This window comes from Amycolatopsis sp. NPDC104587 (assembly GCF_055583645.1).
Window position 1 is genome coordinate 495,015 of record NZ_JBVJNO010000009.1, and the last position, 15,257, is coordinate 510,271.

Annotated in this window: 11 protein-coding genes and 1 pseudogene; 5 read left to right on the top strand and 7 right to left on the bottom strand. The window is 68.0% G+C overall.

What is annotated here, in order from left to right; all coding sequences use genetic code 11:
• Positions 1–52: 52 nt before the first annotated feature.
• Positions 53–343 (bottom strand): hypothetical protein, encoded by a 291-nt coding sequence (locus ACZ61C_RS29590; RefSeq protein WP_465311118.1) that lies wholly within the window; start codon positions 341–343, stop codon positions 53–55.
• Positions 344–1,459: 1,116 nt separating this feature from the next.
• On the bottom strand, positions 1,460–1,816 hold the full coding sequence (locus ACZ61C_RS29595; protein ID WP_465311152.1) for an excisionase family DNA-binding protein: 357 nt from the start codon (positions 1,814–1,816) through the stop codon (positions 1,460–1,462).
• Positions 1,817–2,208: 392 nt separating this feature from the next.
• On the opposite strand from ACZ61C_RS29595, the pseudogene ACZ61C_RS29600 reads away from it, so the two are divergent.
• Positions 2,209–3,016, top strand: a pseudogene (locus ACZ61C_RS29600) (IS256 family transposase); the annotation flags it as partial.
• Between the two features lie 98 nt (positions 3,017–3,114).
• Here the strand turns inward: ACZ61C_RS29600 and ACZ61C_RS29605 are convergent.
• Together ACZ61C_RS29605 and ACZ61C_RS29610 are read right to left on the bottom strand one after the other, a co-directional pair.
• Positions 3,115–3,276 (bottom strand): IS3 family transposase, encoded by a 162-nt coding sequence (locus ACZ61C_RS29605; RefSeq protein ID WP_465311119.1) that lies wholly within the window; start codon positions 3,274–3,276, stop codon positions 3,115–3,117.
• A gap of 256 nt (positions 3,277–3,532) precedes the next feature.
• Positions 3,533–4,480, bottom strand: coding sequence for a GntR family transcriptional regulator (locus tag ACZ61C_RS29610; RefSeq protein ID WP_465311120.1), 948 nt, complete (start codon positions 4,478–4,480; stop codon positions 3,533–3,535).
• 146 nt (positions 4,481–4,626) lie between these two features.
• Between ACZ61C_RS29610 and ACZ61C_RS29615 the strand changes: the two genes are divergently transcribed.
• From ACZ61C_RS29615 to ACZ61C_RS29630, 4 genes are read left to right on the top strand one after another with little or no spacing between them, the layout of a single operon-like run.
• A complete protein-coding gene (locus tag ACZ61C_RS29615; protein WP_465311121.1) occupies positions 4,627–5,652 on the top strand; it encodes a fatty acid desaturase family protein in 1,026 nt (341 codons plus the stop codon).
• A gap of 16 nt (positions 5,653–5,668) precedes the next feature.
• Positions 5,669–6,301: a GOLPH3/VPS74 family protein gene (locus tag ACZ61C_RS29620; protein ID WP_465311122.1), complete on the top strand. Its 633-nt coding sequence runs from the start codon at positions 5,669–5,671 to the stop codon at positions 6,299–6,301.
• A 30-nt stretch (positions 6,302–6,331) separates the two neighbouring features.
• Positions 6,332–7,723, top strand: a complete 1,392-nt coding sequence (locus ACZ61C_RS29625) for an NAD(P)/FAD-dependent oxidoreductase (RefSeq protein ID WP_465311123.1) — start codon at positions 6,332–6,334, stop codon at positions 7,721–7,723.
• A 31-nt stretch (positions 7,724–7,754) separates the two neighbouring features.
• Complete coding sequence (locus ACZ61C_RS29630; protein ID WP_465311124.1) at positions 7,755–8,771, top strand: hypothetical protein; 1,017 nt, start codon at positions 7,755–7,757, stop codon at positions 8,769–8,771.
• An 858-nt stretch (positions 8,772–9,629) separates the two neighbouring features.
• On the opposite strand, the gene ACZ61C_RS29635 is transcribed toward ACZ61C_RS29630, so the two are convergent.
• Genes ACZ61C_RS29635 through ACZ61C_RS29645 form a run of 3 tightly spaced genes read right to left on the bottom strand, consistent with a single transcriptional unit; the run spans position 9,630 to position 14,952 of the window.
• Positions 9,630–10,049: a hypothetical protein gene (locus ACZ61C_RS29635; protein ID WP_465311125.1), complete on the bottom strand. Its 420-nt coding sequence runs from the start codon at positions 10,047–10,049 to the stop codon at positions 9,630–9,632.
• Positions 10,046–10,966, bottom strand: coding sequence for a hypothetical protein (locus ACZ61C_RS29640; RefSeq protein ID WP_465311126.1), 921 nt, complete (start codon positions 10,964–10,966; stop codon positions 10,046–10,048). Before ACZ61C_RS29640 ends, ACZ61C_RS29635 begins: the two co-directional genes overlap by 4 nt.
• A gap of 29 nt (positions 10,967–10,995) precedes the next feature.
• Entirely contained in the window at positions 10,996–14,952 is a 3,957-nt protein-coding gene (locus tag ACZ61C_RS29645; RefSeq protein WP_465311127.1) for a golvesin C-terminal-like domain-containing protein, read from the bottom strand.
• Positions 14,953–15,257: the final 305 nt, after the last annotated feature.

The window sequence follows — 15,257 nt, forward strand, 5'->3', positions numbered from 1 at the left end:
TGGCCGTCACGCCGAGCTCCCGAGGACTCCCATGCCAGACACCTACCTGCCCTCACGCCTCGACCAGGCAATCTTCGGCGCGCCGTTCATCGTCATCGACGCCGACAACCACCCGCACACGATCACCCACCGCCTCGACGACGCCGTCACCACCCTTAACACCGACGACGCGGCCCGAGCCATCGTCGGCACACTCCGCCAGCCCCTCCTCGCCATCGACATCGACCCCGAAGACACCGGCGCAGATGCCGACGCAGGTGAAGTCGTCGCCGAGCAGCTGCTCCTCTGGGCCGACCGCTACGGCCTGCCCTGGCTCCAGCGAGCCTCCGGCCGACCGGGGCACACCCACCTCGTCATCAAGACGCCGCCGTGCCTGCGCGAGGAACTACAGTGCGTCGTCCGCACGATCGCGACCCGGCACAACGTTTCCGCCACCGTCCGCTCGACCCTCCGGCTCACCTCCTCACCACACCGACACAAGCTGAGCAGCCCGATCATCAGCTGCACGTTGACCACGAGCGACGTGCCGAAGATCGTCTCGCCCAGGGCCCCGGGGGCTATACGACCGGCGCGCCGCCGCGGGGCCGCGAACGTCAGCAGGTCCGAGCGCGAGTACGGCCACGCCCTCGCGCTGGCCCGCGCCGGCCACGCCACAGCGCACGCCTGGGCCTTCGCCAACCTCGCCGGCACGAAGGCCCGCGAAATCGGGCAGCTAGCTTGGCGGCGCTGGTTCTGGGCACCCGCCACCACGATCGACGCCGCCGAACGCGGCCTCACCGAGCAGCAGGCGTGGGACCTCTTCCGCCGAGCGTCCCCGACGCAGGCCGCCCGCATCGGGAGAGACGACTGGCGTCGCAACCGCTGGTTACCCGCGCTTCGCGAGGCGACCGAACCTAGGCCGCGACGACGACGCCTGGGACCACCTCAAGCCGGGGACCACCAGAACGAACCGTCGGCTCCGCGACTACGACACGTCCGTGCCGAGCTTCAAGCGGCCGTGGACAGGCGGTTAGCGCGCAGAGCCAGCACGGCGGCACGCACCGGCACGATCGCCGGCGTGCGGATCAGTAGCTTGCGTGCAGTTCTCGACGCATTCGCGCACGCCGTCCTCGCCACACGGGGATCCATCTCAATTCGCCACTGGGCCGAGCGCGCCGGCCTCGACCCTAAGACCGTTCGCCGAGCGCGAGACGCCGCTCTCAACTTAGGCATCCTTCAACGGGTGCACCACTACGCCGGCGGAGAAACGGACTGTGACGCATTTGCCGTAGCCGGAGACGCAGCTATAGATCCTGACAGGGAATTAACTTCCCCCACTCTGTACACCCCCACCCGCGGCCACGCGGACCCCCTCAGGCTGCGATCACAACATCAGCGCGATAGGTGCCAATTCGCACTCAAACACAACCTGAGGGCCAAATCTGCCTATTCGGGCTATCGGCGCCCCAGCGAGGTGGCTCTACATACTACCGCCGGAGGCGCCGCCCGTCATCGGCAGTGTGAACTCACTGGAGTCCACCACCCGCATTTCCGAAACGGCAATATCCTCCATCGCGTCGATCGCTTTTGCGGGGATCGAGATACGCCCGCGGGTTCGAATAGCAGGAAAACCGCCTTCATCGACGGCACGATAGATCGTCATGGCAGAAACCCCGAGCAGCTTTGCCGCCTGACCAACCGACAGGAAACGCGCCGAACTCCCACTGGACTCAGACATCTCAGACCTCCGCGTACTACGTGGCAAGGGGAGGCGGCACCGACGGTCCAAATGACCGCCCACATCGGCACCATTAACTTCAGCATCCGCCAGAAACATCAACTCGTCAACCTGCCCGACGCAACCTGATTCGGACTTCGCCGACGTCCGCCACGGGCCGGTGAAACCAAGGCTCTGCGCGACCCGCGCAAGCACATGGTCTGGTGCTTCAACAACTTCCAGGTCGGCTCCAAACTCCGCCGCGGCTTCGCGATAGTGACCAGCCTGAGCGAGCTTGACGACCTGATCGGCCGCCTCGACCACAACCCGCCGTTACCGGTCGACGCCGACGGCCCCCGCGGCAAGCCATCCCGCTTTGCCGGGCCTCTCTCGTGGCAATCCACACTCGGCGCGCTCAGCCCATGCGCACCGGCTCCTGACCGTACGGAGTCCGTGCTCCGGTACGGGACTGTAAACGAGCCGTGTAACTCCCGATCATGGAAGTGCACCTGATGACCGACATGATGTCCGGCGCGGAGAACGCTGAGGACTCGCAGCCCAAGTCCGAGACCGGGCTGGACGGCCTGGACGAGCAGCTGGTGAGCCGCGCCAAGGCCAGTGGGCTGGCGCTGACCGGCGAGGACGGCGTGCTGGCGCAGCTGACCAAACGATTCCTGGAGTCCGCGCTCGAGGGCGAGATCACCGACCATCTCGGCTATGACAAGCACGACCCGGCCGGCCGCGGGAACGGCAACTCACGCAACGGCACCTGGTCCAAGACAGTGCTCACCGACGTCGGCCCAGTCCAGATCGACGTGCCACGAGATCCGGACGCCAGCTTCGAGCCGAAGATCGTGGCCAAGCGGCAGAAACGCCTGGGCGGGGTGGACGAGATGGTGATCTCCCTGGCCGCGAAGGGCCTCACGACCGGGGAGATTTCGGCACATCTGGCCGAGGTCTATGGCGTCGAGGTGTCCCGGCAGACGATCTCCGACAAGGTGGTGGAGGGCATGGTCGAGTGGCAGAACCGGCCACTCGATCCGGTGTATCCGATGATCTTCATCGACGCGATCCACGTAAAGATCCGTGACGGGCAGGTCGTCAACCCGCCCGATCCATGTTGCGCTGGCGGTGACTTGTGAGGGCCGTCGCGACATCCTCGGGACCTCGGCCGGCGACGGCGGCGCCAAGTGCTGGCTGCACGTGCTCACCGAGCTGAAGAACCGCGGTGTCGCCGAGCCCTGGGGCGACCGATATCCGACGATCGTGCGGTTGTGGGATCACGCGTGGGCGGAGTTTGTGCCGTTTCTGGCCTTCGAGCGGCCGCGCACGTAGGTGATGTCCGCGCCCCACAACTCGTTGGCACGCGTGGCCGTGAAGTCACGTTTCACCAGTTCAGCGAGCCTGCTGGTCTCCGCCTACGGTCGTGTCGTACGCGGAGGCGTGTCGTGCAGTAGGCCACGCAGCCCGCCCTCACGCATGAACCGCTCGACCGTGCACCGAGTCACGTCGGTGCCGTAGCGGTGCAGCTTGGCCCACACCTTCCTCGCCCCGTAGCCGCCATGTTTGTCCTCGCGCACCCGCTTGATCGTCCCGGTCGGCTACCGGTCTCGTGACGCGCGGGCCGATTTCGGGCGGAAGCGGGCCTCGTAGTACGTCGACGGTGCGATCTCAACGGGCGTCTGCGGGACCGGCCGGACACCGTGTTCTTCCCATTGGGAGTCAGCCGAAGCCTTATAGAGTGAGGTTTCAACCAGCCGCAGGGCAAGCCCTTCCTACTCAAGTCGGATCGGGCCGCCCGAGCAACATCGTCTCGATCACTCGGTCCAGTGAGGCTCATCTTTCGGCCACGAGGATCGCGAATCCGTCGAGGTGCCGGGCGAGGCTATATTCGAACAGCTCGTCGAGGTCGGGAGCCATCTCCTCGTGCACCTGGGCCAGCAGCGGGAACCGCCCGCTCGCGAACAGCTCCTCGGTCCGCGCCTGCTGTGTCTGCAGCCACCGGGCGAGCGTCACCCCGGTCTCCTGCTCGGCTTCCACTTCGTCCGCCGTGGACAGCGCTGCGTTAAGCACCAGCGAGTGCAGCGCGAGCGCTTCTTGCATGCGCGTGCGCAGCGGGAGACCGAGGCCGTCGAGGGCGCGCAGGGTCCATTCGGTGTGCTGCATCATGTTCGGCGCGAGCGAGGGGCGGGTGAACGACACCGCCCTGGGCAGCCACAGATGCCGCCAGAACAGGGCCCACTGCTGTCGCGCGACCAGTTCGAGCTTGGCCCGCCAACCCGGCGGACCCGAGTCGGGGAGTTCCGCTTCGCCGAAGACCAGGTCGGCCATCTGCGTCACGAGGTCGTCCTTGTTCGTGATGTGCCGGTAGAGCGACATCGCTCCCACGCCCAGTTCGGCGGCGACCCGGCGCATGGAGACGGCGTCGGCCCCTTCGAGGTCGGCGATCGCGATGGCGGTGCGCAGCAGGTGCTCCCGGCTGAGCGCTTGCTTGGCGACGCCTGCTGGGCGCGGCAAGCGGGAGGCCGGCGCCTTCGCCCGCGCGCCCGGCTGCGGCCGGGCGAGTGCCGCGCTGACCACCGTGCCCGAGCCGACCTTCGTTTCGACCAGGCCGTCTTCGCGCAGCGTGGCGAGCACCCTGGTCGCGGTCGCGATCGCGACCTGCCAGCGGTCCGCGACCTGCCGGATCGACGGCAGCCGCTCACCCGGCCGCAGCTCGCCGGACCGGATCCGGGCTTCGATCTCCCCGGCGATGCGCAGGTAGAGCGGGTTACCGGACGCCATGCATACCTCCCGGGTGCACTAGTTCGATTCCAGTACACTAGTGCACTTATTTCTTTGATTACAACAGAACTCGTTGACCAGTCGCGGCGTATTGAGACAGTGTACGCGGTAGTTCACTACACCGTACGCAACCTGGTTAGGCCATCATGTATCCCAGCGCAAGCCCACCGACTCGAGCCGCAAGCGACTTCGCCCACCTGTCCCACCGCATCTCCGCGCTGGGACTGCTGAACCGGCGTCCGGTGTACTACGGAGTCAGACTCGGCGTTGTCGCCCTGCTGTTCGTCGGCGGCTGGATGGCCTTCGCCCGGCTCGGTAATTCGTGGTGGCAGCTCGCGGTCGCTGCGTTCCTCGCCGCCGTGTTCGGCCAGATCGCCCTGGTGTCGCACGATCTGGCCCACCACCAGGTGTTCCGCACCAGGAAGCCGAGCGCGGTGGCGGGCCGGCTGGCCGGGAATCTCGCGATCGGCATGAGTTACGGCTGGTGGATGGACAAGCACACCCGCCACCACGCCAACCCGAACCACGCGGAGCTCGATCCCGACGTCGAGCCGGACATCCTGGTCTGGTCGAAGGACCAGGCTCGGGCCAGCCGCGGGGTGCCCCGCTTCATCGGGAAGTGGCAGGCGTTCCTGTTCTTCCCGCTGCTCACGCTCGAAGGCTGGAACCTGCACTACTCCGGCGTCCGTGCAGCGTTCCGGTCGAAGGTGAAGCACCGGGTCCTCGACGCGGGTCTGCTCGCCGCGCACTTCGCGTGGTACTTCGGCCTGGTCTTCGCGGTGCTGCCGCCGGTCAAGGCCCTGGTCTTCATCGTGGTGCACCAAGGACTGTGGGGGATCTACCTGGGCTCGATCTTCGCGCCCAACCACAAGGGCATGCCGATGTTCAGCGGCGACCAGCGGCCGGACTTCCTGCGCCGGCAGGTGCTGACGTCGCGGAACGTGCGCGGCGGCCGTGTCGTGGACCACGCGCTCGGCGGGCTGAACTACCAGATCGAGCACCACCTCTTCCCCAGCATGCCCTCGCCGAACCTGCGCCGGGCCGCGCCGGTCGTGCGCGAGTACTGCGCCGAAATCGGTGTCCCGTACACCGAAACCGGCCTGCTGGACTCCTACCGGCAGGCGCTGCGGCACCTCCACCACGCCGGGGCCCCGCTGCGCGCCGCTGACTGAGAGCGAGGCGAACACCTTGCCGAACTTCACCATCGCCGAAGAAGTCGTCCTGATCGCCCTCAACGGCGAGACCGGCGGCGGAAAGATGCGCCTCGGCCTCGACTGGGCGATCGCCGGTGCGGCCATCGCCGAACTGGCCCTCACGCACCGCATCACCGTGGGCGACAACGACGTCGTCACCGTCCTGGACCCCACCCCGACCGGGAGCGCGCACCTGGACGCCTCGCTCGCCGGCGGGGTGAAGGTCTCCACGGCACTCCGCCGCACCCGCGGCGGGGCTCCCGATCGCGCCATCACCGCGCTCGTGGACCGCGGTGTGCTGCACCGGAAGCGGACCTGGCTGCTCGGCGCGTTCCCCGCGCACCGCTACCCGGCGGCGGACGCCTCGGCCGCCGCCGAAGTCCGCGCGCGACTGGCCGAGACCATCCTCAACGGACACGACCCCGACGAACGCACGGCCGCGCTGATCGGCGTGCTGCACGCCGCGAAACTCTGGCGCCAAGCGGTCCCCACCGGCGAACGCAAGCGGATCCGGCGGCGGATGGCCGAGATCGCGAGCGGCCAGGCCATCAGTCCCGCGGTGCGCAAGGCCATCGTCCGGACGCAGGTCGCCATCGCCGCGATGGCCGCCGCGTCGAGCAGCACCTGACCCACCCACCTCGAAAGACAGGAACGTTTGATGGTGAACGAAATCGAGACCGACTACCTCGTGATCGGCGCGGGCGCGACGGCGATGGCCTTCGTGGACACGCTGCTGAGCGAAACGCAGGCGAGCGTGACGATGGTCGACCGCTACCACCGGCCGGGCGGGCACTGGACCGTCGCCTACCCCTTCGTGCGGCTGCACCAGCCCTCCGCCATGTACGGCGTGAACTCCCGGCCGCTGGGCGACGGCCTCGTCGACCAGTCGGGCGGGAACGCCGGGCTCTACGAACTCGCCGGCGCCGACGAGATCTGCGGCTACTTCGACCAGGTCATGCGCCAGACGTTCCTCCCATCCGGGCGGGTCTCGTACTTCCCCATGGCCGAATACGAGGGTGCCGGCCGTTTCCGCCGGACCACCTCCGGCGAGGAATACCACGTGAGCGTGCGGCGAAAGATCGTCGACACCACCTACCAGGGCGTGACGGTGCCGGCCATGCGACCGCCGGAGTTCCCCGTCGCCGACGGTGTCCCCGTCGTCTCGCCGAACGCGCTGTCCGCCCTGCGCGAGCCCTACGACCGGTACGTCGTCGTCGGCGCCGGCAAGACCGGGATCGACGCCTGCCTCTGGCTGCTGGAACAGGGCGTCGCCCCCGCGGACCTGACCTGGATCATGCCCAGGGCGCCGTGGCTGATCGACCGGGCCACGGTGCAGCCGCGCCCCCTGCGCGACGTCGACGACCTCGTGCGGAGCTACGCCACCAAACACGAAGCCATCATGGGCGCCGAGTCCGCGACTGACCTCTTCGACCGGCTGGAAGCGGCGGGCACCCTCCTGAGGATCGCCCGGGACGAGCGGCCGACGGCGTTCCGGTGCGCGACCGTCTCGCGGGCGGAACTGGCCGAGCTGCGCAAGATCGACGACGTCGTCCGCTTCGGGCGGGTGAAGCGCATCACCGAGACCGGCATCGAGCTCGACGGCGGCACGATCCCGACCGGCCCGCGCGTGCTGCACGTGGACTGCACCGCGGACGCCACCCCGCAGCTTCCCGTCGTCCCGATCTTCCGGGACGGACTGATCACCCTGCAGTCGGTCCGGGTGTGCCAGCCGGTGTTCAGCGCCGCCCTCATCGCCCACGTCGAGGCGGCCTACCCCGACGACACCGTGAAGAACGACCTCTGCCCCGTCACACCGAACCCGAAAACCGACCTGGACTGGCTGCGGTTCGCGCTCTCCGGAAACGCGGAACAGCTGCGCTGGGCGGGCAACGCGGACATCGCCGCCTGGATGGAGCGCTCCCGGCTGCACCCGGACCTGGCCCCGCCGACGCCCGGGGACCCGGCCGAACGTGCAGCCGTCGAGTGGCAGGCCGTCGACCTGGCTCGCGCGCAGAACGCGAAGCTCGACGAACTCCTCGACGCGCACTGATCCGGCGGCGAGAGAAAGGAAACCCGTTCCGATGACCAAATTGGCGAAACGCGCTCCCTGGGTGCTCGTGCTGCTGACCACGCTGTGCGCCGAATTGACGTTCACCGCCGTCGCGGTGCCGCAGACCTGGCTGCTCCTGCCCCTGCTCCTGGTGATGTACGGCGCCGGCGTCCTCGTGATCCGCGAGGCGGTCGTGCGGGCCGGTGGTGGCTGGCCGAGCCTCGTGCTGCTGGGCGTGGCCTACGAGCTGGCGGAGGACGGGCTGGGCCTGCAGGCCCTGACCAGCCCCCGGATGTACGGCGCCGCCGACTGGGGCTTGCGTGTGCTCGGCGTGAACGTGACGTACTGGGAGTCGCAGATCGGCGTCCACGTCGTGCTCAGCGTGCTCGTGCCCATCGCACTGGCCAACATGCTCTTCCCGGCTCAGCGCGCCAAACCCTACCTGAGCAAGCGGGGGCTGTTCGGCGCCGGTGCGCTGGCGGTCGTGGGGGTGATCGGCCTCCGTGTCTTACTGTCCGGGGTCTTGGACCCCGGCTACCGGATGCCGTTGGCATGGACAGTGACGTTCGTCGCGCTCATCGTCGTGCTCGGGCTGCTCGCGCTGGTGGTCGTTCCGCGCCGCCGTTCGCGGGAACCCCGCCCGGCTCGGTCCGCGCCTCGTCCGGGTGTGGTCGGCTTCGTGTCGCTGTACCTGACGATGGCGTTCCTGACCACGCTGCTCCCGCTCGGCCTCGGCTCCGGGCTGCTGTTCGGCGACCTGATGCCGCCCGTCCTGCGGCTGGTCTTCGGGGCACTGACCGCCGTGCCGTTCGGCTGGCTGGTGCTGCGCTGGCGGACGGCGCCCGGCTGGAGCGACCGGCACCGGATCTGGCTCATCGGCGGCATCCTCGTGTCGCACACGGCCTTCATGATGCCGGGTTCGGCGACGGCCGTGATCGCCGGTTCGCTGACATTGGTGGCCGAGGTGGTAGCTCTGGTGCTGCTGGCCAAGCACTCCGCACGACGGCCATCCGCAGGCAGGCCCACCTCGTCAATGAGCCCCAGCTAGGGTCGGTGTCGAAGTCGTCGAGAGCCCTTCGGCGGTCGCGGCAATGCAAACATGGCTCCGTATCGGATGGCGGATTTACCGCAACATATGGTCACCCGTACGGTGACATTGAACCACTTACAAGTGTATCGCATTCAACTGGATGCCAGTGCTGATAGATCTCGGTTCCGAACTTCGTGGTCGCTCCGTCGACTCCTCCGCCTCGGGATGCGCTTATTGATCAGCCTTTCTGGAGGTCCACACGGCCGCACAGGTGCGCTCAGTGGAATTTCGACGTCCAGCCTCTTTCCGGGGAACCCTCGAAAATGTCGCGCTCACGACAGTTCATCAGCCGAAAAGGACCGGATCACGCGGAGGAAAACGGACGATTTTCGGGATACAGGGTTGCCGATATCGTTGCCATACCAACCTATTTTCAGGCAGTTGGATCACTCCGGCGCCAGCCGCCAACGAGCTAGACCGCCGGGTCGTAGTGAAACGAGTGCTCCCTCGCGAACTCTCCCGACAGTCGATGGGGCGATTCCAGATGGTCTACAGTGCGAGCTCAGGTCCTTTGTCGCAAGAGGCACGCGGTACCGCGCAGCTGTCCGCACCGGGCAATGCGGCCCAGGTCAGCGTGCGAAGTACTGTGGGTGCCGAGGAAGACCTTCGGCAGCACGTCCTCACGGGCGATAACATGGGGATCGGCCGGGGCCTCGACCCAGTGCGACTCTCTTTGCACCGCGTGCAAAGAGAGTGCCGGCGCGCCATGATGTGCGGCGGCGCCGGCAACTCGATTCTCATGCTGCTCGGTGGTGCACACGGGCCGATCTGCTGGCACTGGCCCGGCAGACCGGCCCGAGGGCATCGAACGTCGAATCAGAAGTTGGCCCAGATCAGCGCACCGATGTGGTGATAGAGTTGATAACCAGCGTATTTGCCTGTACCGGCGTCGAACTTGTACTGGCGCAGGTCGTTGATCGCCACGCCGCAGTATACTCCGCGGCGTGCGGGGCCGTTCATGAGGACGTCGGCGTACACCCAGACATCCGGGTGCTTGGCGGTGCAGAACCCGTTGTTCCACAATGACGCCTCGGCCCAGTAGCAGTCGTAGTCGTTGAGACCTTCGCGATTGTCCGGGAATGCCCCGCACGGACTGGTCAGGTTGAAGCCGCGGTACAGGTGTAGGGCCCCGTCCGCTTGCACGGACGCTGTTGCCGCGTTTGCGTCCGGTGCCAGTACCAGTGAACCGGACAGGCAGACCGCGACGGCCGCGATCAAGGTTCGGATCTTTTTCATCGTTCTCCCTTGTTCGATAGTGAAATCTGGGACGCGCGTACGATCGTCCACGCGCGCGGCACGGCATTGATTCGCAAGCTGTCGTAGGTGGCCTCCACAGGATGTTCGGCGCGGGACCGGGCCGCGTACTGGGCATCGAGCTGGTTCGCTATGTCGCCGAGGCTCGAAGTCGCCGCGCAGTGGGCCTCGGCGAGCGCCATCGCCACCTCGCGCTCGCGCGGCAGGGGGTGCTGCTCGTCCGGCAGCGTGGCGTGCAGGCGTTGCGGGTCGGGAAACGAATATCCGTACCGCGCCATGCAAGTGGACCACTTCCCCGCCGCAGCTCGGTAACCCGGATCGGAGACCACCTCGGTGACACGTGCTTCTCGAAGGAAGTCCGTGGTGGTCTTCGCCGTGAACCAGGCGGATAGGTCGCCGTAGAGTTGTTGCTCGGCTTGGGAATCACAGCTGTCCGGGTTGCGACTCAGCGTCGCTCCGTCGGGGGTGGTCGTCTCGAGGCCGTTCGGCGTCCCGCCGTTCATCGCCGCCAGTGCGGCTGCGCGCCGGGACGTGGAGAGCTTCTGGAAGTACTGCTGGTTGGGGTCATCTCGCTCCGATTCCGCGTTCTGTCGCCTGATGTCGCCGCCGTAGCCGTGGGCGCGCGCGAAGCTGATGTCGGTCACCACGTACCCGAGTTCCGGTGGCCTCGAGGGCAGTTCAGTAACGTGGTAGTCGAACCCGGCCTTGCGCATGCACTCGGCGAGAAGCAGCTGTTCGGCGAGGTCCAGTGCTTGTGTGTCGGTGCTGGGAAGTGGGGGACGCTCGGCGGGTGGTTCCGGCGATCCGGCGCATCCGGTCACCGTGACGATTGCCGCGGCGAGCACGATCGATACCGTGAGCCTCGCGGCACTGCGCTCGCGTTGCGGTGGTGCTGCCATGGTGTGTTTCCTCCGTGGTGGCCGTACGTTCAGCCGGTGTAGCCGGGGTCGGGGCGAGCGGCGGGGTCGTGGCAGAACGTGGCGAACGCGGGATCGGTGCCGGTGCCGGCGTCGAACTGCATCTCCCACGGGTTGCCGGCCCGGTCGCTACGCACGGCATCGCACTTTCCGTACGGGTTCTCTCCGGGATAGACGATGGCGTCATGGCTGAACCTGCGGAAGTCGCCGGTCATCACGGGCCGATTGGTGCCGCTGTAGTTGCCGTTCACGTCGATCGCCCGGCCGTTGCGATATAGGTACTCGTCGGGCATGTAGCTGGCGCGGAGCACGGGGGATGTCGCGCCGGCCACGTCCGCCGATCGGCGGATGGTGCCGTCGGAGCACGCTTCGAAGTCGACCTGCTGCCAAATCGGAGGAGCTACCCGGAAGATGGACGCGTCGGCGCCGGGTATCCCGCCGGCGTTGAAGAACATGTCCCGGATGTCCGACGCCAGGTCCTTGACCGGGTTCGGGATCCGCCGGTCGTCGTCGACCCGCCCGGCCCACGCCGTCATCGCGTCCGTGGGACCGGACTGGCTGAGCATCGGGCGGTAGCCGATCGAGCCACCGGACGCGGTCAGCGCTCGCACGCAGGTGGCGTCGGTCGACGCCGGGGCGCCGGCCGCGTTGACCAGGAGGGGTGCCTTGCCTCCCCAGGCGTACTGGCGGCCGGGGAGCACCCCGGTGCGGACCGGGTCCGCGGTTCGCCACACGTTGTCGTGCTCGTTGAGCGCGGGCATGGTGTACCGCAGGTCCGGTGGCGCGATCCCGTAGTCGCTCGAGAGCGCCTGGAACAGGTCCAGGACGAACTTCGGCAGGTGCGTGTTGCCGGTGCGGTTGTCGTAGGTGACGTACTCACTGCCCGCGATCACGTGCCCGAACTGGTCGGACACGAACGACACGGTGGCACTGTTCTTGATCTTGTAGCGGTTGTCGTCGTCGAAGGACGCCGGACGCTGGTTCGTCACCGGCCGGTCGGTGTAGGGCTGGGCGAACCCGATCCAGTCACCCACACTGGCGCCGTCCGGGTGGTTCACCGGGTCGACACCGGCCGCGGCGACCTGGGCGCGCCACGCGGCCGCCGCCTGCCTGGTCTGCGGCAGCAGGCAGTCGCCGACCGTCTCGGGCGGGCAGTCGCCCATGGACAGGATGTGGTCGGTAGTTTCGGTTCCCCAGTCGTGCAGGGCCTGCGCGCTGGACAGCGGACCGGCCATCCACGAGCCGGGGATGGCGGCGTCGATGTTCTGGTCCTCGTCGAACTCGGCGACGGCCTCGACCGTTTCCTCGTGGTAGGTGCCGGCCACCGGGGCGAACGCGACGGCGTCGAACGCGATGTCGTCGTCACCGGTGCCGGTGGGGGTGCGGTTGGTCAGCGTCACCTCGGGGACGCCGTCGAACATGAACGTGCCGATCGAAACCCAGCGGTTGCCGTTGCCCGGCTGGCTGATCACCCGGTCCCGATCACCGCGGGCCGTCTTCACGACGTAGTGCGCGGCGGTGGTTTCGGCGCCGTGGTCCGGGAGCGCGACGAGCACCTTCATCGGTCCGGTGTAGGACTCGGACGCCTTCCAGTCCGCGGAGACCTGCAGGTTCGCACCGCTGTCCCCCTGTGTGTGGGCAAACCAGAAATGCCCGCCGAACCCGCCGCCGATCTGATGCGTGTCGACCTTCGACGGGTACGTGCCGCCGGATCCGTCGAAGGTGAGGGTGAGCTTGCCGGCGTTGCGCCAGGGGTGCCCGCTGCAGTCCGGCCGGACCACGGGTGCGGTGTCGGGGACGTCGTCGATGATGCGGGCGTCGGCCGGCAGCCCGGTCAAGTTGCACAGCGGGGGGTAGCTGATCCCGTCGTCCTGGTAGGCGTAGCCGGGGTCGAACCGCAGCAGTTCGTGCCCGCACTGCTGAGCGCAGTCGTTCTTCCAGACGACGGGCGTGTGGTACCAGCAAGTGAGGTCGCGGCGCATGCACGGCCCAGCGGGCTCGCCCAGGTCGTTGGGGTAGCTGCCGTTGACGTCGCAGCTGTTGAGGTTGTTGCAGAACCGGACCGGCAGCGGCTTCGCGCCCACCCGGTCGCTGACGCTGTTCCACCAGGCCGGGCGGTAGCCGCTCACGAGCGTGTTCGGCGACTCGACGGACTCGATCGGGTGACCGGCCCAGCCGATCACTTTCTCCGGGTACGGCCAGTACTGCGGGGTCCGGGCGTCGTCGTAGCCGTATTCCAGGAACGGTTCCCGGCCGGGCAGGAACCGCGGGTTGGCGGGGTTGTTGGCCCAGCCGACACCCCACGGGCCGCCGTCGTGCGCATCGGGGTGGAAACCCGAGTTGTACGCCCACGCGGCGAAGAACCAGTTCTCGATGTACTGCGGGTCGCCGTTGTTGATGAACAGCCCCGCGCGTTTGACCTCGTTCCACTTGCTTTCGAGGATTTGCAGCCCGGCGGCGATGTTCGCGGCGAAGTCGAGCGCGATGGCGCGCTGGGTCTGGTACGGGCGTGCTGTCTCCCCGGGCTTCTCGTGCCCGGCGAGCCGCATGCCGTCGGTCACCTGGGACAGGCCGTACCCGCAGTCGGCCTGGTCCCAGTGGATGTCCCAGTCGTCGGCCGGGTTGCCGTCGTAGATGTTGCGGCCGTAGAAGTTGCCGACGAGCGGGTTCGCCGTGACTCCAGGCAGCGCCACGGAGGATGCCTCCCACAGGTTCGACTCCTGCGCGAGGATGCCGAGCATGATCTGAGCGGGCACGAACCCGCCGCCGTCGAGGCCGGGCCGCGGGAGCAGGCCCTGCGGTGTGTAGGCGGGCATCCCCAGGTTCTTCCAGTTCGCCGGACGCGACACGGTCAGCACCCCGCGTACCGCCTGGTCCACGGCCCACTCGACCTGCCGCGGTTTGGGCTGGTACGCCTGGTTCGCGGGGTCGTTGCGCGGCACCGAACACCACCGGTCCGCGTCGACGGGATCGGTGGGTGAACCGGCGGCGGCGATCCGCTGGCCGCTGCGCGCGAGCGCCGGGCTCGGGACGTGCCCGGCACCGGACGGCCGTTGGGCGGCCGGGTCGACGGTGAACGTGACGGCCTTTCCGGTCGTCACGGCGAGGGCAGCGACGGCGAGTGTCCGAGGCCTGCTCGGGTCGTTGACCGGCGTCCGCGGGTCCGGTGCGTCGGCACGAAGGACCTGGGTCACGGCGAACCGGCCCGTGGTGGAGGTGTCAGCGCGGGCCGGGACGGCGAGCCGGCGCACCGAGGCAGGCAGCGCGTGCGTGACCGTGGCGCTGCCGGTAAGGAACACTTCGCCGCCTTGGCCACGCCGGATACCCATCGCGCCGGTGGCGAGCGTGGCCGCCTCGGTAGTCGCGCGGTGGCCGGCTGTCAGCCCGGCGACGCGGCGTGCGGTGAGCCCACCGCCGGTGCCTTCGACGTAGACGAGACCACCGTCGGCGTCCGGGGTGACTTGGTAGGGCACTCCTTTCGCCGGGGACAGCGGTGTGCGCTTCCCGGTCCTGTCCACCCATACCAGCGCGCCCCGGTCGGCCGCGGCGATGCCGTCGGCTACCGGAACGGCCGAGGTAAGCTGGCCGGCGAGCTCGATCGGGTCTGATGTGCGCGCCGTCGCAGCGTCCAACTGCACCAGCCTTGTCTTCGTTTCCCGGTCGGCGCCGCCTTCCTGGGTGAGTGCGGCCGTCTCGCTTGTGCCACAACCGGGGGAGAAGTAGGCGAGGCTGGACTGCACGGCGAGTTTGCGCACCGCGCCGGTGACGAGGTCGACCACCGCGGTGAAACCGCCCCGGCCCGACAGGTCCGCGTGGTTGGTGAACGTCCGCGGTGCGTAGACCACGACGAGCCTGCGTCCGGAGCCCGTGACGCAGGCGTTGCCGATCCACTGATCCGCGTCGAAGCCAGGTTCGGACAGAGAGGCGGCGGTGCGCCAGGCGTAACCGCTCGCGGCCGTCGCCACCATGACGTGCAGGCCTCGTTGGTCCCCGGCGGTAAACCAGGCCAGGTCCTGGGTTGTCTGCCAATCGCTGCCGAGCGTCGACGCTCGTTGCTGCGAAGGTATATCCGCAAGATGTGTGCCGGACCCGAGCCGCACCGGCGTCTCGGCGTCGGGTGGTGGCGCTCCCGGCGCCGCGGCACCTGGCAGCACGAATGCGAATTGACAGATCAGGACAAGGACAGCGGTGATCAAGCTGCTTTTCATATGAATCCCCCACGGTTGCTGATTCGACGTCTCCCGACGACGTGAAATACTACTAATTATTCAAT

Excerpts from the sequence above, each read along its gene's own strand:
- ACZ61C_RS29595 (WP_465311152.1), bottom strand. The coding sequence starts at position 1,816 with ATGTTTCTGGCGGATGCTGAAGTTAATGGTGCCGATGTGGGCGGTCAT.
- ACZ61C_RS29610 (WP_465311120.1), bottom strand. The coding sequence starts at position 4,480 with ATGGCGTCCGGTAACCCGCTCTACCTGCGCATCGCCGGGGAGATCGAA.
- ACZ61C_RS29615 (WP_465311121.1), top strand. The coding sequence starts at position 4,627 with ATGTATCCCAGCGCAAGCCCACCGACTCGAGCCGCAAGCGACTTCGCC.
- ACZ61C_RS29625 (WP_465311123.1), top strand. The coding sequence starts at position 6,332 with ATGGTGAACGAAATCGAGACCGACTACCTCGTGATCGGCGCGGGCGCG.
- ACZ61C_RS29630 (WP_465311124.1), top strand. The coding sequence starts at position 7,755 with ATGACCAAATTGGCGAAACGCGCTCCCTGGGTGCTCGTGCTGCTGACC.
- ACZ61C_RS29635 (WP_465311125.1), bottom strand. The coding sequence starts at position 10,049 with ATGAAAAAGATCCGAACCTTGATCGCGGCCGTCGCGGTCTGCCTGTCC.
- ACZ61C_RS29640 (WP_465311126.1), bottom strand. The coding sequence starts at position 10,966 with ATGGCAGCACCACCGCAACGCGAGCGCAGTGCCGCGAGGCTCACGGTA.
- ACZ61C_RS29645 (WP_465311127.1), bottom strand. The coding sequence starts at position 14,952 with ATGGTGGCGACGGCCGCGAGCGGTTACGCCTGGCGCACCGCCGCCTCT.